Below are 18,719 nucleotides of genomic sequence, written 5' to 3' on the forward strand. Positions count from 1 at the left end.
GGCTCCCTCAGCCGCTCCGACCGCCTCGCCAAGTACAACCAGCTCATCCGCATCGAGGAGCAGCTCGGCGCCGCCGCCCGCTTCGCCGGAAAGGGCATCCTCAAGGCCTGAGCCGCCCGGGCCGGCGCCCGCCCTCCGGGGGGCGGGCGCCGGCCGCGCCCGGTCGCGGCGCGTTGATGTCCAGCCAGCCGGCCACCGTGTGCCGCAGGTCCAGCCTGCGGTCCTCCTCCGGCGCCGGGGCGATGTCCCACGTCCATGTGCGGTCCGGTGGCGGCAAGGCCACGCCCGGCAGGGACTCCTCGCGCCCGACCACGGCGCCTTGGTCCAGCCACAGGCTCTCGGTGTCGGTGAACAGCCCGGCGACCGGGGCGACCCGGCGCAGCCAGGACACGTGGGCGGCCGCCAGCGCCTGGGCGAAGGCGGCCCCGTCGCTGCGGCCCGCCGCCGCCTCGCGCGGGAACAGGGGGATCTGGGACAGCAGGTTGCACGACACGGCGTAGTCGAAACCGTGCTCCAGGAACGGGCCGTCGCCGGGGGCGGGCAGCGGGGCGCCGGTGGCCAGGGCGGTGCGCAACGCCGCCAGGGTGCCGGTCACGTCGACCTCCGCCAGCCGCACGTTGGGCCAGCGCCGCACCGTCCAGCGCACCGTGCGCAGGTGCACCAGATCGGCCAGCACCACCTCCCCGAAGCGCCCGGCCAGCTCAGCCAGGGGAACCTCTGCGAGCAGGCCCGAGCCGGCCACCAGCGCCCGCCCGCCGACCGGCGCGCCCCGCGCCGAGTCGGTCACGAAGCGCCGCGCCGCCGCGAGGTGGGGGGCCCAGCGCCGGCGCTGGCGCCGGTGGCGCGCCGCCAGGGCCACGGCCTCCGCCAGGTATCCCATGGCCCGCGCCTCGGCGCCGGCCGGCGTCGCCAGATAGTCCCACAGCTCGCGCAGCATCGGCGGCGGCCTTCCCCTCCGGTTCCTCTTGACCCGCGGCGGCCGGACAGTACCTATGGCGCCATGGTGGAGATCAAGCGAAAAGCCGCCCTCGTCACGGGCGCGGGCAAGCGCATCGGACGGGCGCTGGCGCTCGACCTGGCGGCGCAGGGTTGGGCGGTGGGCGTGCACTTCTTCCGGTCGAGCGAGCCCGCCGACGCGGTCGTCCACGAGATCGTGCGCAACGGCGGCCGGGCCGTGGCGCTGCAGGCCAACCTGGCGCACGAGGAGAGCACCGACGACCTGGTGCCCGAAGCGGTCGAGCGGCTGGGTCCGCTGACCCTGCTCATCAACAACGCCTCGTGCTTCGAGCGCGACGAGGCCGGCACGGTCACCCGGGCGTCCTGGGACATGCACATGGAGACCAACCTGCGGGCACCGTTCGTGCTGACGCAGGCCTTCGTTCGCCAGCTCCCCGATCACGCCAGCGGCCTGGTGGTGAACATGTTGGACCAGCGCGTCTGGAACCTGACACCGCACTTCGTGACCTACACCCTGTCGCGCGTCGGGCTGTGGACGCTGACGCAGACGCTGGCCATGGCGCTGGCGCCGCGGGTTCGGGTGAACGCCATCGGGCCCGGACCGACCCTGCGCAATGACCGCCAGTCGGAGGACCACTTCCGCGCCCAGTGGGAGAGCGTGCCGCTGCGCCGGGCGACCACCCCCCAGGAGATCTGCGCCGCCGTCCGCTTCCTGGTCGACGCGCCGGCGGTGACCGGGCAGATGCTGGCCCTGGACGGCGGCGAGCATCTGGGATGGGCCCAGCCCGGCCGCGGCTTCGTCCCGGTGGAGTAGGCCGGCCCGGCCCGGCCCGGGGGCCGCCACCGCGGCGGTGATACCGCAACGCCGAAAATCGTAACGGATTTTAACGAAGTTGAGCGCGCGCCGATTCGGACGCCGACGCCTTTTACACAGGCCGGCAGTGATGCGCAAGTGGCGAATTGGACGCCGTGACAGAATCGTGTCGCACCCCTCCGGTAGCCGCTTGACAGGGGCTTTCGTTATAAAAAACAATGAGTTAGCTGTTTTGCCCAAAAAATGTGCGACACTCACCAACCCGTTGGGGCTCCTAGGCCGAAAGCTTATGCCGTGGCCCTTATGGACAGACTTATCCACAGAAACGGTGGATAGTCCGGCGTGCACGGAGTCGGACGTGTTAACGCTATGGGAGAGGGGGAGGTTGACCCGGGCGGGGTGGTCGCCGACATTGCGGCGATGCCAGAGACCACCCGTGCCATGACGATCGCACCGCCCGACACGCCGGCCGCCGACGCGCCGGACGGCGCAGCCGCCGACGCGCCGGAAGCCGCGCGTGCGGATGCGCCCGAAGCCGGACCCCCGGAGGCGCCGGAGGGGGTGTCCGGTCCGGGGCCGCGGCCGCGCCGGCGGGTGGCCGACCTGGCCCGTGGCGTCGAGATCATCCGGGGGCACCTCCGCACCCTGCCGGCGACCCCCGGCGTCTACCGCATGCAGGCCGGCGACGGGGCCGTGCTCTACGTCGGCAAGGCACGGAACCTCAAGCGGCGGGTGTTCAACTACACGCAGGTGAACCGGCTGCCCGTGCGCCTGCAGCGCATGGTGGCCGAGACGGAAACCATGGAGTTCGTCACGACCCACACCGAGGTCGAGGCGCTTCTCCTGGAATCGAACCTGATCAAGCGGCTCATGCCGCGCTACAACGTGCTGCTGCGCGACGACAAGTCGTTCCCCTACATCATGATCACCAAGGGGGGCGACTACCCCCAGCTCCTCAAGCACCGCGGCAGCCGCACCCAGGACGCCTGGTATTTCGGCCCCTTCGCCTCCGGGGCGGCGGTGACGCGGACCATCACGGCGCTGCAGCGCGCCTTCATGCTGCGCAACTGCGCCGACACGGTGTTCGACAGCCGCACCCGGCCGTGCCTGCAGTACCAGATCAAGCGCTGCACCGCCCCCTGCGTCGGCCGGGTCAGCCCGGCCGACTACCAGGGGCAGGTGGAGCAGGCGCGCGCCTTCCTGTCCGGGCGCAGCCGCGACATCCAGGGCGAGATGGCGCGTGCCATGGCCGCGGCGGCCGAGGCCCTGAACTACGAGACGGCGGCCCAGTACCGCGACCGCATCCGCGCGCTGACGGCGATCCAGGCGCATCAGGACATCAACCTGGAGGGGGTGCTGGAGGACGCCGACGTGATCGCCGCCCACAGCGATGGCGGCGCCACCTGCGTCCAGGTGTTCTTCTTCCGCGGTGGCCGCAACTACGGAAACCGCGCCTATTTCCCGAGCCATGACAAGGCCGCGGAACTGGCCGAGGTGATGGCGTCCTTCGTCGCCCAGTTCTACGAGAACAAGGCGGCGCCGGACCTGGTGTTGCTGAGCCATGGCGTGGCCGAGGTCGCGCTGCTGTCCGAGGCGCTGGCGGTGCGCGCCGGCCACCGGGTGGAGCTCGCGGTGCCGCGGCGCGGTGACAAGCACCGCATCCTCGAGCACGCCCTCACCAACGCCCGCGAGGCGCTGGGGCGGCGGATGGCGGAGAGCGCCTCCCAGGCGCGCCTGCTGGAGGGGCTGGCCGACTCCTTCGGCCTGGACGGGCCGCCGCAGCGCGTCGAGGTCTACGACAACAGCCACGTCCAGGGCGCCTTTTCCATCGGCGCCATGATCGTGGCGGGTCCGGAGGGGTTCATCAAGAACGCCTACCGGAAGTTCAACATCCGCGAGGCGGACGCCGCCGGCGACGACTACGCCATGATGCGCGAGGTGCTGTCGCGGCGCTTCGGGCGGGCGCTGCGCGAGGATCCGGACCGCGCCCGCGGCACCTGGCCCGACCTGGTGCTGATCGACGGCGGGCTGGGCCAGCTCACCGTGGTGCGCGAGGTGTTCGCGGAGCTCGGCATCGACGACGTGGCCCTGGTCGCGATCGCCAAGGGGCCGGACCGCGACGCCGGGCGCGAGCGCTTCTTCATGGCCGGCCGCACGCCCTTCCAGCTCGAGCCCCGCGACCCCGTGCTCTATTTCCTGCAGCGCCTGCGCGACGAAGCCCACCGCTTCGCCATCGGCACCCATCGGGCGCGCCGCACCAAGGCGATCGGGGCGTCGCCGCTCGACGAGGTGGCGGGCATCGGCCCCGCCCGCAAGAAGGCGCTGCTGCACCATTTCGGCAGCGCCCGCGCCGTCGCCGGGGCCGGGCTGTCGGACCTGGAAGCGGTGGATGGAATAAGCCGGACGGTGGCGAAAAAGATCTACGATCATTTCCACCCCGATGGTTAGTATGGCGGCGATCCGCGCCGCCCCCGACGGGGCGGCGACGTCGTGCCCGAGCGTCCGAGCCCAAGGCCCATGCTGACCAGTCTGCCCAACCTGCTGACCCTGTCGCGTATCGCGATCATCCCGCCGGTGATCGGGCTGTTCTATGTGCCGGAAGCCTGGGCCGCATGGACCGGCTGCTTCCTGTTCGGCGCCGCCTGCATCACCGACTACATCGACGGCTATCTCGCCCGTGCGTGGGAGCAGGAGTCGGTGATCGGCAGGTTCCTCGATCCCATCGCGGACAAGCTGCTGGTGGCCGCGGTGCTGTTCATGCTCGTCGCCGTCCACCGGGTCGACGGCATCTCCGTCCTGGCCGCCGTGGTGATCCTGTTGCGCGAGGTCCTGGTGTCGGGGCTGCGGGAGTACCTGGCCGGGCTCAACGTCGGGGTGCCGGTGACCCGGCTCGCCAAATGGAAGACGACGATCCAGATGGTGGCGCTGGGCTTCCTGATCGTCGGCGACTACGGCCCGGCATGGATCCCGGTCGCGGTGATCGGGACGCTGGGCCTGTGGGCCGCCGCCATTCTCACCCTGGTGACGGGGTGGGACTACACCCGGGTCGGCATCCGCCACATGATGGCCGACAGCGCCGGCCGCGCGCCGGCTGCGAAGCCCGTCCGTTCCACATGACCGGCCCTCTTCCGGGCAGCGGCCCGCGCACCGTCTTCGGCTTCACCGGGTGGAGCGGCAGCGGCAAGACGACCCTCATCGTCAAGCTGATCCCGGTCCTGGTCGGCCATGGCGTCCGCGTCTCCACGGTCAAGCACGCCCACAAGGGCTTCGACATCGACCACCCCGGCAAGGACAGCCACGAGCACCGCGTCGCCGGCGCCACCGAGGTGATGATCGGGTCGCCGCGGCGGTGGGCGCTGATGCATGAGCTGCGCGACGAACCCGAACCGGCGCTGGACGCGCTGATCGCCCGCATGGCACCGGTCGACCTGCTCATCGTCGAAGGGTTCAAGCGCGACCGGCACCCGAAGATCGAGGTGTGGCGGTCCAGCGTCGGCAAGCCGCTGATCGCCCGCGACGACCGCTCCATCGTCGCCGTCGCCAGCGACGGACCGGTGCCGGAGTCTCCGGTGCCGGTGCTGCCGCTGGAGGATGTCGCGGGGATGGCGCGCTTCGTGCTGCGCCATTGCGGCCTGGAGGCGTAGGGGCAGGGGTAAGGCGGAGGGCGCGCCGGTCCGGTCCGGCCGCGCCGCGTTCAGGCGCCGCCGGGCGTGGAGGTCCGGCCGGCGGCGCTGCGGTCGGTCGTCTCCAGGCCCTCCGTGTCCGCGCGCTCCCGGCTGCGCGCGCCGTCCTGGCCGCGCCCCCCGGGCCCGGGCGTCGCCAGGGCGCCGAGGCGGCATGGCACCACCTCCACCACGTCGTACCCGGCCCTGGCGGAAAAGCGGGCGCCGACCCGCTCCCGCGCGTTGCGTTCGGTGTCCGCGACCAGGAGGTACCGGCGCACCCCGGTCCAGGTCTGACTCGGCGAGCCTCCGGCCGACGGACGGGCATCGGAGGCGCGGCGGACCGCCGCCTCCCAGAACCGGGTCGAATGGGGCTCGACCCGGTCGAAGATGTAATAGCGTTCGACCGCCGCGTCCTGCATGACGGCGAGTTCGGTCTCCGACCGCTCGGCCTCCTGCTCCATCCGGACGGCGCGGCGCTCGGCGTGGGCGACCTGCTCGCGCATGTCGACGCAGTCCCGGGCGGCGTCGCGCAGATCCCTGGTGAGGTCGTTGGACTCCCCGTCCAGGCGCTCGATCGCCTTGCGCACGCGGGCGATCGGGCGCCGCCAATAGCGGTTGGACAGGACCGTCAGCACCATCAGGCACAGCGACGAATAGAGCAGCATGCCGATCACGGTCATCCCGCCGTCCCCGTCAGTGCCAGCGGGACCGGTTCGGTGGTCTGGATGCCGCTGCGTGGTGAAAAGGCGCCGCGCGCCAGCAGGGTGGCCGTCGCCGGGGAGGACGCCCAGATATGGGCCACGTTGCGGAACTCCCAGATCTGGCGTGCGAAGATCACATCCTGGCGGTCGACGTCCGCGAACTCCGGGCGGACCACCAGAAGCATCGAGAACCCGCTCAGCGGCTGGTCGCCCTCGATCTCGTGGACCATCTCGTAGCGGCCGAACTCCACGGTGCGGATCTCCGCCAGGGCACGCCGCCGCCGGGCCATCGCCGACTGGTAGCGGGCGCGCATACCCTCCATCTCGGCCGTGAGCTTCGCCGAGCGGCCGGTCCATTCCCGCACCGCGACACGCTTCTTGTCGATGGCGCGCTGCAACGACGCCTGGCGCGCCCGCTCCTTCGCCAAGCGGCCGACGTCAAAGACGATCGACAAGCCCAGCGCCGCGGCGCTCGCCACCAGCAACACCAGACCCAGGAACTCCCCCGAGAACAGCATCCACAACGCTCAGACCACTACCACTGGTCCGATCACTATCATCGGCGGCAACCGAGATGCAACTGAAAAGGTGTATGTTGCAGTTCGATTTCACTCATACGTGGTCTACACTTATGAATGTCCCGAACCATCGGCGGGGGCGAATCGCAACGCGACACCGTTCAGGCAGTAGCGCTTGCCGGTCGGTGGCGGCCCGTCGTCGAACACATGGCCGAGATGGCCGCCGCAGTTGGCGCAATGAACCTCGGTGCGGGGGAAGATCAGACGGTAGTCCGTCGCCGTTCCGACCGCGCCGCCGAGCGGCTGCCAGAAGCTGGGCCAGCCCGTGCCGCTCTCGTACTTGGTCGCGGCGTCGAACAGCGGATGGTCGCAGCCGGCGCAGTGGAAGACGCCCGGGCGCTTTTCGGCGTTGAGCGGGCTGGAGCCCGGCGGCTCCGTGTCGTGGTCGCGCAGCACGCGGTACTGGGCCGGCGTCAGCCGCTGCTTCCACTCCTGGTCGGTGCGGGTGACCGGGAACGGCGCGCCCCCGGCGTGGGCCGGCAGGCCGATGCCCTGGCGGGCCAGGACGCCGCCGCCGAGCAGCGCCAGTCCGGCGCCGATGACCGTGCGTCGCATCATGGTTCGTCCTTTCCTTCCATGCCCATGGCGGGCCCTTGCACCAATATCGGCGTGGACCGGCGGCGCGACAGGGCGGGTCACGGCCTTGTGACGGCGAATGAGGCGGACCGGAACGGAGCGTGCCGGCACGGACGGTTTCCTTGCCGGACCGCTTGGGATAGCATGCGGCGTCGACCGGTGAACGGCGGGGCGCGGCTGCGGCGGGGCAAGGGATGGCGGGGCATGAGTCGGGCTATCTGCGCGCGGTCCGCGACGCGTTGGTCCGGCACCAGAAATGGCTGATTCGCGACCCGGCCGGGCGCCGCGCCGACCTCAGTTTCCACGACCTCTCCGATCTCGGGCTCGACCGCATCGGGCTGCGCGGTGCCAAGCTGACCGGGGCCTGCCTCTCCGGCGCCCGGCTGATCCGCGCCGACCTTCAGGAGGTGGACCTGTTCGGTGCCGACCTGACCCGGGCGACCCTGACCCAGGCGCGGCTGGGCGGCGCCGATCTGCGCGGCGTTCGCGCCGACGGGGCCTGTCTGGCGGGCGCCGACCTGCGCGGTGCCGATCTGCGCCGCGGCCGCATCGCCAACGCCGGCGGCGGACGTCCGGCGGGGAACGCCGACGGCGGCACGACCTTCGTCGGCGCCAGCCTGTCCGGCGCACGCCTCGCCGGGTGCCGCATGAACCAATGCGACCTGTCCGGGTGCGACCTGTCCGGCGCCGACCTCACCGACGCCGACCTGACGGGCGCCGTGCTGATCTCCGCCAACCTGCTCGACGCGGTGCTCGACAAGGCGGAGCTGGGCGGGGCCCTGCTGTGCGGCGCGGAACTGGACGAGAGTGTGCGCCGCCGCCTGGCGCAGCGCGGCGTCGACGTGGACGCCGCCGGGATGACCGGGCCGACCGACGGGCTGGCCAGCCGGATCGACGCCCATCAGCTGTGGATCGAGCGGGCCGGCATGGCCGGCGCCCGCCTGGAGATCGAGCGTGCCGACCTGCGCGGCCTCTCCTTTGCCAATCAGTTGCTGTCCGGCGCCTCGCTGCGCTGCTGCGGCCTGCGGGGCGCCGATTTCTCGGGGGCCCGGCTGGCCATGGCCGATCTCTCCCACTGCGACCTGCGGGAGGCCGACTTTACCAGCGCCGACCTGTCCGGCTGCAACCTGCACGGCGCCAACCTGGCCGGCGCCAAGCTGTGGCGCGCCCGCATGCGGCCGGTCGACCTCTCCGGCGACGGCACCCGCCTGTGGCCGACCAACCTGGGCGGGGCGACCCTGACCGGCTCCGACCTGCGCGACACCGATCTCAGCCGGGCCATCCTGAAGGGCGTCGACCTCAGCACCATCCGGCGCAACGCCGCCACCCTGCTGATCGGGACGGGGCGCCCCGCGGGCGGGCGGCCGCCGGCCGATCCCGCCGAGGTGGTGACGGCGTAGCGTGCGGCCATCCGCCCGCCGGCGGCGCGGCGGTTCAGGCCGCCGGCGGCGGCAGCGATCGGGGGATGCGCTCGTCGAGGGCGGTCAGGGAGCGCTCGAGGCGCTCCGGCAGGGCGGCGGCCAGGCGGCGCACCTCGCCGGGGCGGCCGTCCAGGCAGGCCCGCTCGATGGCTTCGGCGAGGCGGCGCAGGCTGGCGAGGCCGAGGGTGGAGGCGGTCGCCTTCAGGTCGTGGGCGGCGAAGCGGACGGCGGCCAGGTCGCTCGCGCCGTGGATCACCGCGGCCTTGGTCCGGGCGTCGGCCCGGTAGTCGGACAGCACGCCCTGCAGCGCCTCGCCGTCGAGAGAGGCGGCGAGGGCGGCCAGGGCCGCCGGCTCGATCAGCGGGCCCTCGGCGACGCCCTCCGCACCCTCCGCGCCATCGCCGGCGCCGGCCGCGGCGTGGTCGGCGCACCAGCGCGCCAGCACGGCGTTCAGGGCGTCCGCGGTGAAGGGCTTGACCAGATGGTCGTCCATCCCGGCGGCGGTGCAGCGCTCCGCGTCGCTGGCCAGGGCGTTGGCGGTCAGCGCGATGATGGGCACGCGGCCGGCCGGGCCGGGCAGGCGACGGATGCGCCGCGCCGCCTCCAACCCGTCCATGACCGGCATCTGCATGTCCATGAGCACGGCGTCGAAGCGCTCGCCGCGGACCCGCTCCAGCGCCGCCGCCCCGTTGCCGGCCACGGTGACGCTGTGGCCCTGGCGGTTCAGCAACGCCGCGGCGACGCGCTGGTTCACCGCGTTGTCCTCCACCAGCAGGATGGCGAGCGGTCGCAGCGGGCCCGGTGGCGGCGGTGCGGGCGCCGCCTCGACGGCGGCGGACAGCGGCAGGACGACGTGGAAGGTGCTGCCGGTCCCGGGGGCGCTGACCACCGAGATCCGGCCCCCCATCAGGTCGAGGATGCGTTTGCAGATGGCCAGCCCGAGCCCGGTCCCGCCGAACCGCCGGGCGATCGAGGAGTCGGCCTGGAAGAACTCGGTGAACAGCAGCGCCCGCAGCGCGGGGTCGATGCCGATGCCGGTGTCGGCGACGACCAGCGCGACGCCGCCCCCGGCGGCCGGCCGGACGTCGATCGTCACCCGCCCGCGCTCGGTGAACTTCACCGCGTTGGACACCAGGTTCAGCAGCACCTGGCGCACCCGCGTCGGGTCGCCGCGGACCGCCCGGGGGACCCCCGGGTCGACGTGGGCCGTCAGCGGCAGGTTCTTTTCGATGGCGCGCGACGACATCAGCGACACGACCCCGTCGACCAGCCGGCGCAGGTCGAAGTCGACGGTCTCCAGGGTCATCCGGCCGGCGTCCAGCTTCGACATGTCGAGCGCGTCGTCGAGGATGGCCAGCAGGGCCTCGCCGGAACAGAGGACGGTGTCGGCCCAGTCGCGCTGGTCGGCGTCGAGCCGCGTCTCCAACAGCAGGCGGACCATCCCGAGGATGCCGTTCATCGGCGTACGGATCTCATGGCTCATCATCGCCAGGAAATCGCTCTTGGCCTGCGCCGCCACCTCGGCCCGCTGGCGCGCGGTGTCGAGCTCGGCCGTGCGCTCGCTCACCCGCTGCTCCAGGTAGACATTGGCGTCCACCAGCTCCTGCTGGGCGTGCTTGCGGCGGGTGATGTCGTGGATCACCGCGGTGTAGAACCGGCGCTCGCCCACCCGGGCCTCGCTGACGTCCATCTCGATCAGCACGTCGCCGCCGTCGCGGCGGCGCGCCACCGCCTCGCGCCGCCGGCCGACGATGTGGGGCACGCCCGACCGCAGGCTGTCGCGCATCAGCGCGTCGTGGTGCTGGACGTGGTGGTCGGGCAGCAGCCGGTCCACGTTGTGGCCGACGAGGTCGGCCGCGGCGTAGTCGAACAGGCGAAGGGCGGCCGGGTTGGCCTCCTGGACGATGCCACGCTCGTCGATGGTCACCACCGCGTCGACCGTCGACTCCAGCATCGCCTTGTGGCGCTCGGCGCAGGCGCGCAGGGCGTCGGTCTGCCGGCGCTCGCCGGTGACGTCGCGCAGGTGGAGCGCCGTGCCGCCGTCCACCGCGAAGGCGGCGCCGCGGTACCACCGGGCATCGGGCGCCTGGACGTCGGCGACCGGCTCGCGCCCGGCGGTGGCGCGCGCCCGGTCGAGGGCAGGCCGGAGCTGGCCGGTCAGCGCCGGCACCCGGTCCCACAGGATGCCACCGACCGCCTTGCCGGGCGGGTGACCGAGCATCCGCCCGGCCGCCGGGTTGGCATGGACGACGCGCCCGTCCGCGTCGACGACGAGCAGGATGTCGTCCATCCCCGCGACCAGCCGGTCGGACCAGGACGGTGGTGTCACGGCTCCCCCTGGCCGCGGTCCGCGGCCGGGGAGACGGCCAGGCGGCCCGCCACGATGTCGGCGCGCGCCCGCTCGACGGCGTCCAGCATGGCGGGGGTGAGGAGAGGGCGGTTGTTGTCGTCGACGGCGTAATCCATCGCCCCCTCGGCCAGCCCCAGGGCGCGCACGCCGGGGCGCCAGCCGCCGTCGCGACCGCTGCGCAGGGCGCGCACCACCGCCTGGTCCGTGCGCTTGAGCATGGAGGTGAGGATGGTGCCGGGATAGAGCGGGTTCTGGTTGCTGTCGACGCCGATGGCCATGCGCCCGGCGTCCGCGGCGGCGCTGAAGATTCCGAAGTTGGAGCTTCCGGCGCCCGCGAACACCACGTCGGCGCCGCGCTGGAACTGGCTGCGCGCCACCTCGGCGCCGGTGGTCGGGTCGTTGAAGGCGGCCGGAGTCGTCCCGACGAAGTTCACCAGCACCTCGGTGCCGTCGCGGGCATGGCCGGCGCCCTGGCCGTATCCCGCGATGAACTTGCGCAGCAGCGGGATGTCCAGCGCGGCGACGAAGCCGATGGTGCCGGTTCGCGAGGCCAGCGCCGCCAGCACGCCGACCAGGAAGGCGCCTTCCTGCTCCTTGAAGACGATGGACTGGACGTTGGGCGCGTCGACCACCGCGTCGACGATGGTGAAGCGGGTGCCGGGATGGCGGGCGGCGATCTCCGCCAGCGGGGTGGCGTAGTAGAATCCGATCACCACGACGTCGGTGGCGCCACGGCGCACGACCGCGTTGACCGACTGCTCGAACTGGGCCACCGCCGCCGGCTGCGCTTCCATGACGCGCACGCCGGTGTCCGCGGTGAACGCCTCGGCGCCGCGAAAGGCCCCTTCGTTGAAGCTCTTGTCGAATTTCTGGCCGACCGCGTAGATCAGCGCCGGCGTGAACGCCGCCGCCCCGCCTTCGGCCGCCGCCGCAGGCGTCGCGGCGCCCGGGCCGGTCACGCCCGGGCCGGTGACGGCCAGCCCCGTGACGGCGAGGCCGGCGGCGAACAGGGTGCCTGCGGCGCGGCGGGTGATGGGGATCGGCATCGGTCGGTGTCCGTCAGGGGTGGGGCGCGGCGGGGAGCAGCGTTTCGAAGCGCGCGCGCAGCGGGCGCAGCGCCTCGACCACGCTGGGGGCGAGCCGGGCGGCATAGCCCTCTCCGTCCCGCTGCGCGTCCCAGTCGTTGGCGATGAAGCGGGCTTCGGCCGTGCCGATGTCGTACATCTTCGGCTTGGTCAGCGGGAAATACTTGGTCGCCGTGCCGAGCGCGGCGGCAAAGTCGGTGTCGCCCATCCCGCTGTAGGGTGTCCCCGCCGCGTCGCGCACGTTGAGGAAGAGCAGGGTATCGCCGAGCGCGGTGTAGCCGACGCCGAGGCCGCTGTGGATGGCCGCGGCCATTTCGAAGAAGGCCTGGCCGAGGTCGGGGGTCAGCGTGTCGTCGGGCAGGCGCAGCAGCACGTAGCTCGCCGTGCCTTCCGCCGTGTCCGGGATCTGGGCCACCATCACGCTGTCCTGGCGCAGCACCCAGCCCAGCGCGGCGGCGAGCCGGTCGGCGTCGTCGTCGCTGGCGGCCAGGGTGCTGGTCAGGGTCGGGTTGGTGCGGAGCTGCCAGCCGCCAAAGGTCGGGCGCGTGTCCACGTCCCCGGAGGCGAGGCCGAGCGCGGCAACCACACCGGGCACGATCTCCGCCGCGACCGCCGCCGTCAGCGACGCGCGCTCGGCGAAGGGGGCGGCGCCGATGCGCTCGGCGTCGGCGTCGGGGGTGCCCGGCACCGCCTCGTAGAACACCGTCTGCGCCGGCGGCGCGGCCGCGGCCGGCAGGGCCAGCACCGCGGCGATCACCATCCACAGAACGAGCGGCATGCGCCCCATCCAACGTCCTCCGGTTCCTCCCCGAGGCGGCCGGCGGGCCGGCCGGTTGTTGGCACGATCCTAGTTCACCGGGATGCGCGTGCACCACAGGAATCGCCGCCACCCCCCGGCGGCATGCGACCCGCGGGCCGCTGGACCGGGACCGCGGCGTGGCCTAGCATCGGCCGCGACGGCCCGCGCCGGGCCGGAAACGGGCGGGGGGAGCGCATGGGCACGGCCGGGGGATTGACGGGGAAGACGCTGCTGATCACCGGTGCGAGCCGGGGCATCGGCAAGGCCATCGCCCTGCGGGCGGCCCGCGACGGGGCCAACGTGGCCGTCGTGGCGAAGAGCGCCGAGCCGCACCCCACGCTGCCCGGCACCATCCACAGCGCCGCCGCCGAGATCGAGGCGGCCGGCGGCCAAGCGCTGGCCATCGCCTGCGACATCCGCGACGAGACGCAGGTCGCCGCCGCCGTCGCGCGCACGGTCGAGCGCTTCGGCGGCATCGACATCCTGGTCAACAACGCCAGCGCGATCAGCCTGACCGGAACGCTGGACACCGCGCCGCGGCGCTGGGACCTGATGATGGCGGTCAACGGGCGCGGCACCTTCGTCTGCTCCCAGGCGGCGGTGCCGCACCTCCTCTCATCGGACAACCCGCACATCCTGACCCTGGCGCCGCCCCCCAACCTGGACCCCAAGTGGTTCGCCGGGCACACCCCCTACACCATCGCGAAATACGCCATGAGCCTGTGCACCCTCGGCCTCGCGGCGGAGTTCCGCGGCCGCATCGGCGTCAACGCGTTGTGGCCGCGCACGGTGATCGCCACCGCGGCCCTGGCCATGCTTGGCGATGCGGTCAAGCCGGAGAACTGCCGCCGGCCGGAGATCGTCGCCGACGCCGCGCATGCCGTGCTGACCCGCTCCGCCGCCACCTGCACCGGGAATTTCTTCATCGACGACGCCGTGCTGGCAGAGGAGGGGGTCACCGACCTCGACCGGTACGCGGTGCGGCCGGGGGCGCCGCTGCTTCCCGACCTGTTTCTCGGGTGATGCTGCGCCAAGGTGGCGGGTGCGACCACAATTCGCTTGCGACGCGCGGGACCTGCGCCTAGAGGTTGATCAACTCCAGTCCCGATCGCGATGGGTGCCATGGCTGCCTTCATGTACACCTTCGGCACCGTCGGTGCGGACCGCATGCTCGCCACCCGGGCCAACGAGGTTCTGATGGGCGGCCCGGGCAACGACTACCTCCGGGCCTCCATCTACAACGACAACGTCCTGGCCGGCGGCGGCGGCAACGACACCTACACCGGGTCGTTCGGCCGGGTCAGCGCCTTCGTGCTGGAGAACGGCAACAGCCCCGGCGACCGCTTCGTCGACGTGACGGTGTATTCCCCCCCGACCCTCGCCGGCACCATCGACGACCGCCATCTCATCCTCACCAACGCCACCGGCAGCAACGCCATCCTGTTCGTCGACTGGAAGCAGCCGGCAAACCGGATCGAGTTCTGGGAGATCGGGGGCCGCACCTACACCCATGCCCAGTTCGAGGCGGCGATCACCGCGGCGCCGGGGTATGTCGGGAACATCTCCAGCAGCCAGCTGGCGCCCGACGCGCGGGTCGTTCTCGACGATGTGGTCACCGGCATGGCGAACACCGCCCGATGGTTCGACGGCCACGCCTGGACTCTGGTGCCGGGCACTGCGACCACCCCGACCACTCCGACCTCGACCACCCCGCCGGCGACGGCGGTGGCGACCGCGGGCGACGATGCGCTCAGCGGCACCGGGGCGGCCGACCGGCTGGACGGGTTGGCCGGTGCCGACACCCTGTCCGGCCTGGGCGGGGCCGACACCCTGTCCGGCGGCGACGGAGCCGACGCGCTCTATGGCAATCTCGACGCGGACCGGCTCTACGGCGCCGCCGACTCCGACAGCCTGTTCGGCGGGCAGGGGAACGACGTCCTCGACGGCGGCGCGGCCGGTGACCTGCTGTACGGGCAGCTCGGCGCCGACACCCTGTCCGGCGGGGACGGCGCCGACACGCTGTTCGGGGGCCAGGGCAACGACCTGCTGTTCGGCGGCGCCGGCGACGACGTGCTGTTCGGCAACCGCGGCGACGACACCCTGTCCGGGGGCAGCGGCGCCGACCGCTTCGTGCTCAGCGGCGACACCGAGGTGGTGGCCCTGTTCCGACCGGCGGAGGGCGACCACATCGTCGTCTCGGCGGAGTGGACGGTCACCGTCTCGACCAACGAGGTGGGCTTTGTGGTGCTGTCCATCGACGGGATCGAGCGGGTGACGCTGACCGGCTACACCACGCCGGAGAACGCCGCGGACTGGCTGGTGGTGGCGTGATCGCCGTCGGATTCAGCCGGCGCCGCCCGGGGTGCCGCCGTTGAGCGTGACGCCCTTGAGTGTGCCGACGAAGCGCTCGAACGCCGCCTGCTCCAGCGGGCGGCTGATCAGGTACCCCTGGATGCTGTTGCACCGCTGCTGGAGCAGCACGTCGGCCTGCTCCTGGGTTTCCACCCCTTCGGCGATGGTGGCGAAGCCCAGGCTGTCGGCGAGGTTGACGATGGTGCCGACGATCGCCGGGTCGGTCGAGGACTTGACGATGTCGCGCACGAAGCTGCGGTCGATCTTCAAGGTGTCGATGGGAAACCGCTTGAGGTAGGCGAGCGAGGAGTAGCCGGTGCCGAAATCGTCGATCGACAGCTTCACGCCGATGCTCTTGAGGCCGTTCAGCACGCCGACCGCCTTCTCGATGTCGCCGATCATCGCGCCCTCGGTCAGCTCCAGCTCCAGCCGGTCCGGCGGCACCCCCGACGATTCGATGACCGACTGCACGAAGCCGACCAGCCGGACATCCTGGAACTGGCGGGGGGAGAGGTTGACCGAGACGACCCCGACGTCCAGGCCGCGGCTGATCCACGACGCCAGTGACCGCGTCGCGCTGTACAGCGTCCAGCAGCCGATGTCCCAGATCAGCCCGGTGTCCTCGGCCAGCGGGATGAACTCCGCCGGGGAGACCAGGCCGCGCACCGGGTGGCGCCAGCGGATCAGCGCCTCGGCGCCGATCAGGCGGCGCGGTTCCAGGTCGACCTTGGGCTGGAAGAACAGCTCGAACTCGCCGGTCGCCACGGCGCGGCGCAGGTCGCTTTCCAGCGTCAGGTGATACCCGTTCTGCATGCGCATGCCCTGGTCATAGAGGGCGTAGCGCTGCTCGGGATTGCGTTTGGCGTGGTGCATCGCCAGCTCGGCGTTGCGCAGCAGCTGGTCGGCCGTCTCGCCGTCTTCGGGGAAGAAGGCGACGCCGATCGAGGCGCCGCAATAGATCTCCTGGCCGAAGATGGCGAAGGGCTCGTTGATCGAATAGGCGACCTTGTCGGCGAGCCGGGATCCGGCGGCGCGGTCGGCGGCGTCGGGGGCCACCACCAGGAACTCGTCGGCCCCGAGACGGCCGACGGTGTCGGCCACCCGGGTGCCGTTGCGCAGGCGGCGCCCGACCATCTTCAACAGCTCGTCACCGGCCTGGTGGCCCAGGGTGTCGTTGACCTGCTTGAAGCGGTTGAGGTCGAGAAAGGCCACCGCGACCTTGGTGCGGCTGCGCTGGGCGCGCAGCAGCGCCTCCTCCAGGCGCTCGCACACCAGCCAGCGGTTGGGCAGGTCGGTCAGGCGGTCGAAGCTCGCCTGGTAGCGGATCTGGTGCTCCTGGTACTTGCGCTGGCTGATGTCGGCCAGGGTCAGCACGTAGTGCTCCAGCGTGCCGCCGGGCGAGCGCACGGCGGACACCGTCACGTCCGCGGCGAACTCCTCGCCCGAGCGCCGGAAGGTGGCGATCTCGCCCTGCCAGCGGCCGGTCTGCTGCGCCGTCCGCCAGATCGTGTCGATGAAGGCGCGCTCGTGGCTGCCATGGTGGAACAGCACCAGCGGCTGGCCCACCAGTTCGTCCACCTCGAACCCGGTCATCCCGGTGTACGCCGGGTTCACCGCCTGGACCATCAGCTGCGGATCGACGATCAGGATGCCGTCGGCGACGTTGAGGAACACCGTCGCCAGCAGACGGATCTTCTCCTCGCTCTCCTTGCGTTCGGTGATGTCCTGGACGGTGCCCTCGTAGAATCGCACCCCGCCGTCGACGCCGCGCACGCAGCGGGCGTTTTCCGAGATCCAGATGATCGACCCGTCGCGCCGGAACACCCGCGCCTCGAAGTTCTTCACCAGGCCCTGGCGCAGCATCAGGTCGGCGAACGCCTCGCGCCGCCCGGGGTCGACGTAGAGCTGGCCGGCGATGTCGGTGAGGTTGACCATCAGCTCTTCCGGCCCGTCGTAGCCGTAGATCCGGGCCAGGGACGGGTTCACCCTGAGGTAGCGACCGTCGACCGTCGTCTGATAGATCCCCTCGACCGCGTTCTCGAAGATGCTGCGGTACTGCTCCTCGGTCTCTCGGGTCATGGTCGGCGGTTCCTGCGGTCGTTCCGGCACGGTGTTCAACGCTTGGGGAAACAGCATCTTCGACACTCAATGGACACCGCCGCCTACCTCGGCTCAGCCCCCGCAAAGCGGGCATGGGCCGGCACCGGACGACACTTTGCATTGTGTTTCAAAAATTTCACGAATGAAAGGCTAATGTTGCGGGTGCGGTGTAACGCACCGGCGCGCGCACGACCCCGCCGCCGGAGCCGCTGCGGCGGGCCGGATTTGTCCTGTCCCGCGCCGCGGCGTGCGGCTATCCTCGGTGGCCGGCCGACGGCGGACCGGCCGACGGATCAGGGGGTGGCGATGGCGCGGACACGGACGGGTGTGGCGGCGGCGGCGGCGGTGATCATGGCGGCGACGGCGGGTCCGGCCGCGCGACCGGCCGTGGCGGCCGATTTCCAGCCCGGGCTGGTCTACGACATGGGCGGCAAGTTCGACAAGTCGTTCAACGAGGCCGCCTACGCCGGCGCCGAACGCTTCAAGGACGAGACCGGGATCGCCTACCGCGACGTCGAGCTGACCAACGAGGCGCAGCGCGACCAGGCGGTGCGCACCATGGCGCGGCGCGGCGCCGACGTGGTGGCGGCGGTGGGGTTCACCCAGGCGGCGGCCATCGAAACCGTCGCCAAGGAGTTTCCCGAGACCAAGTTCTGCCTGATCGACGAGACGGTGGACCTGCCCAACGTCCGCTCCGTCACCTTCCAGGAGCACGAGGGCTCGTTCCTCGTCGGCATGCTCGCGGCGATGGCCTCCAAGACCGGCAAGGTCGGCTTCGTCGGCGGCATGGACGTGCCGCTGATCCGCAACTTCCAGACCGGCTACGTGCAGGGGGTCAGGCACGTCGACGCCGACGCGGAGATCTTCGCCAACATGACCGGCACCACGCCCGCCGCGTGGAACGACCCGATGCGCGGGGCCGAGCTGGCGCGCAGCCAGTTCGACCGCGGCGCCGACGTGGTCTACGCCGCGGCGGGTGCCACCGGCCTGGGCGTGCTGCAGGCGGCGGCCGACGCCGGCAAGCTGGGCATCGGCGTCGACAGCAACCAGAACTGGCTGCATCCCGGCCGGGTGCTGACCTCCATGCTCAAGCGCGTCGACGTGGCCATCTACGACTGCTTCATGGACGCCAGGTCGGGCGACTGGACCGCCGGCCACCAGCGTCTCGGCCTGGCGGAGGAGGGCGTGGGCTACGCGGTCGACGAGCACAACCGCGCCCTGGTCACCCCGGAGATGGAGGCGGCGCTGCAGGCGGCGCGCGCGAAGATCGTCGCCGGGGAGCTCGCGGTGGCGCCGTACGCGCCGTAAGGGGGCGTCGGGC

Annotated in this window: 17 protein-coding genes; 9 read left to right on the plus strand and 8 right to left on the minus strand. The window is 72.0% G+C overall.

The window, feature by feature from the left end; genetic code table 11:
• Nucleotides 1-111 (plus strand): hypothetical protein (locus tag AC6H2I_RS26600; RefSeq protein WP_497503841.1); only part of this gene is annotated, 111 nt, incomplete at its 5' end.
• Here AC6H2I_RS26600 and AC6H2I_RS26605 read toward each other — a convergent pair.
• Entirely contained in the window at nt 101-937 is an 837-nt protein-coding gene (locus AC6H2I_RS26605; protein WP_497503796.1) for a hypothetical protein, read from the minus strand. The two genes, AC6H2I_RS26600 and AC6H2I_RS26605, sit on opposite strands and share 11 nt — an antisense overlap.
• 63 nt (nt 938-1,000) lie before the next feature.
• On the opposite strand from AC6H2I_RS26605, the gene AC6H2I_RS26610 reads away from it, so the two are divergent.
• From AC6H2I_RS26610 to mobB, 4 genes are all read left to right on the plus strand, one after another.
• On the plus strand, nt 1,001-1,771 hold the full coding sequence (locus tag AC6H2I_RS26610) for an SDR family oxidoreductase (protein ID WP_497503797.1): 771 nt from the start codon (nt 1,001-1,003) through the stop codon (nt 1,769-1,771).
• A 441-nt stretch (nt 1,772-2,212) separates the two neighbouring features.
• A complete protein-coding gene (uvrC, locus tag AC6H2I_RS26615; RefSeq protein ID WP_497503798.1) occupies nt 2,213-4,219 on the plus strand; it encodes an excinuclease ABC subunit UvrC in 2,007 nt (668 codons plus the stop codon).
• A gap of 69 nt (nt 4,220-4,288) precedes the next feature.
• A complete protein-coding gene (gene pgsA, locus AC6H2I_RS26620; RefSeq protein ID WP_497503799.1) occupies nt 4,289-4,888 on the plus strand; it encodes a CDP-diacylglycerol--glycerol-3-phosphate 3-phosphatidyltransferase in 600 nt (199 codons plus the stop codon).
• Nucleotides 4,885-5,415 carry a molybdopterin-guanine dinucleotide biosynthesis protein B gene (gene mobB / locus AC6H2I_RS26625; protein ID WP_497503800.1) on the plus strand — a complete coding sequence of 177 codons (531 nt, stop codon included), beginning with the start codon at nt 4,885-4,887 and terminating at the stop codon, nt 5,413-5,415. Before pgsA ends, mobB begins: the two co-directional genes overlap by 4 nt.
• A gap of 50 nt (nt 5,416-5,465) precedes the next feature.
• Here mobB and AC6H2I_RS26630 read toward each other — a convergent pair whose 3' ends face one another.
• The 3 genes from AC6H2I_RS26630 to msrB all read right to left on the minus strand — a co-directional run bounded on the left by AC6H2I_RS26630 (nt 5,466) and on the right by msrB (nt 7,273).
• The gene (locus AC6H2I_RS26630) at nt 5,466-6,116 is read right to left on the minus strand and encodes a hypothetical protein (protein WP_497503801.1); all 651 of its coding nucleotides are present in this window, start codon (nt 6,114-6,116) and stop codon (nt 5,466-5,468) included.
• Complete coding sequence (locus tag AC6H2I_RS26635) at nt 6,113-6,655, minus strand: hypothetical protein (protein ID WP_497503802.1); 543 nt, start codon at nt 6,653-6,655, stop codon at nt 6,113-6,115. Before AC6H2I_RS26635 ends, AC6H2I_RS26630 begins: the two co-directional genes overlap by 4 nt.
• Nucleotides 6,656-6,766: 111 nt before the next feature.
• The gene (msrB, locus tag AC6H2I_RS26640) at nt 6,767-7,273 is read right to left on the minus strand and encodes a peptide-methionine (R)-S-oxide reductase MsrB (protein WP_497503803.1); all 507 of its coding nucleotides are present in this window, start codon (nt 7,271-7,273) and stop codon (nt 6,767-6,769) included.
• 212 nt (nt 7,274-7,485) lie between these two features.
• On the opposite strand from msrB, the gene AC6H2I_RS26645 reads away from it, so the two are divergent.
• On the plus strand, nt 7,486-8,691 hold the full coding sequence (locus AC6H2I_RS26645) for a pentapeptide repeat-containing protein (protein ID WP_497503804.1): 1,206 nt from the start codon (nt 7,486-7,488) through the stop codon (nt 8,689-8,691).
• Nucleotides 8,692-8,725: 34 nt separating this feature from the next.
• On the opposite strand, the gene AC6H2I_RS26650 is transcribed toward AC6H2I_RS26645, so the two are convergent.
• The 3 genes from AC6H2I_RS26650 to AC6H2I_RS26660 are packed head-to-tail and all read right to left on the minus strand — an operon-like array spanning nt 8,726 to nt 12,925.
• Nucleotides 8,726-11,041 carry a PAS domain-containing hybrid sensor histidine kinase/response regulator gene (locus AC6H2I_RS26650; RefSeq protein ID WP_497503805.1) on the minus strand — a complete coding sequence of 772 codons (2,316 nt, stop codon included), beginning with the start codon at nt 11,039-11,041 and terminating at the stop codon, nt 8,726-8,728.
• Nucleotides 11,038-12,108 (minus strand): BMP family lipoprotein, encoded by a 1,071-nt coding sequence (locus AC6H2I_RS26655; RefSeq protein ID WP_497503806.1) that lies wholly within the window; start codon nt 12,106-12,108, stop codon nt 11,038-11,040. The genes AC6H2I_RS26650 and AC6H2I_RS26655 overlap by 4 nt, the downstream gene beginning before the upstream one ends.
• A 13-nt stretch (nt 12,109-12,121) precedes the next feature.
• Entirely contained in the window at nt 12,122-12,925 is an 804-nt protein-coding gene (locus AC6H2I_RS26660) for a hypothetical protein (protein WP_497503807.1), read from the minus strand.
• A 216-nt stretch (nt 12,926-13,141) separates the two neighbouring features.
• Here AC6H2I_RS26660 and AC6H2I_RS26665 point away from each other — a divergent pair, with 216 nt between their 5' ends.
• Together AC6H2I_RS26665 and AC6H2I_RS26670 are read left to right on the plus strand one after the other, a co-directional pair.
• The gene (locus tag AC6H2I_RS26665) at nt 13,142-13,969 is read left to right on the plus strand and encodes an SDR family oxidoreductase (RefSeq protein ID WP_497503808.1); all 828 of its coding nucleotides are present in this window, start codon (nt 13,142-13,144) and stop codon (nt 13,967-13,969) included.
• Nucleotides 13,970-14,068: 99 nt separating this feature from the next.
• Nucleotides 14,069-15,277: a calcium-binding protein gene (locus AC6H2I_RS26670; RefSeq protein WP_497503809.1), complete on the plus strand. Its 1,209-nt coding sequence runs from the start codon at nt 14,069-14,071 to the stop codon at nt 15,275-15,277.
• Nucleotides 15,278-15,289: 12 nt separating this feature from the next.
• Here AC6H2I_RS26670 and AC6H2I_RS26675 read toward each other — a convergent pair whose 3' ends face one another.
• The gene (locus AC6H2I_RS26675) at nt 15,290-17,377 is read right to left on the minus strand and encodes a sensor domain-containing protein (RefSeq protein WP_497503810.1); all 2,088 of its coding nucleotides are present in this window, start codon (nt 17,375-17,377) and stop codon (nt 15,290-15,292) included.
• A 327-nt stretch (nt 17,378-17,704) separates the two neighbouring features.
• On the opposite strand from AC6H2I_RS26675, the gene AC6H2I_RS26680 reads away from it, so the two are divergent.
• Nucleotides 17,705-18,706 carry a BMP family lipoprotein gene (locus tag AC6H2I_RS26680; protein ID WP_497503811.1) on the plus strand — a complete coding sequence of 334 codons (1,002 nt, stop codon included), beginning with the start codon at nt 17,705-17,707 and terminating at the stop codon, nt 18,704-18,706.
• The last annotated feature ends 13 nt before the right edge of the window (nt 18,707-18,719 follow it).

This window comes from Azospirillum sp. NS33 (genome assembly GCF_059703765.1).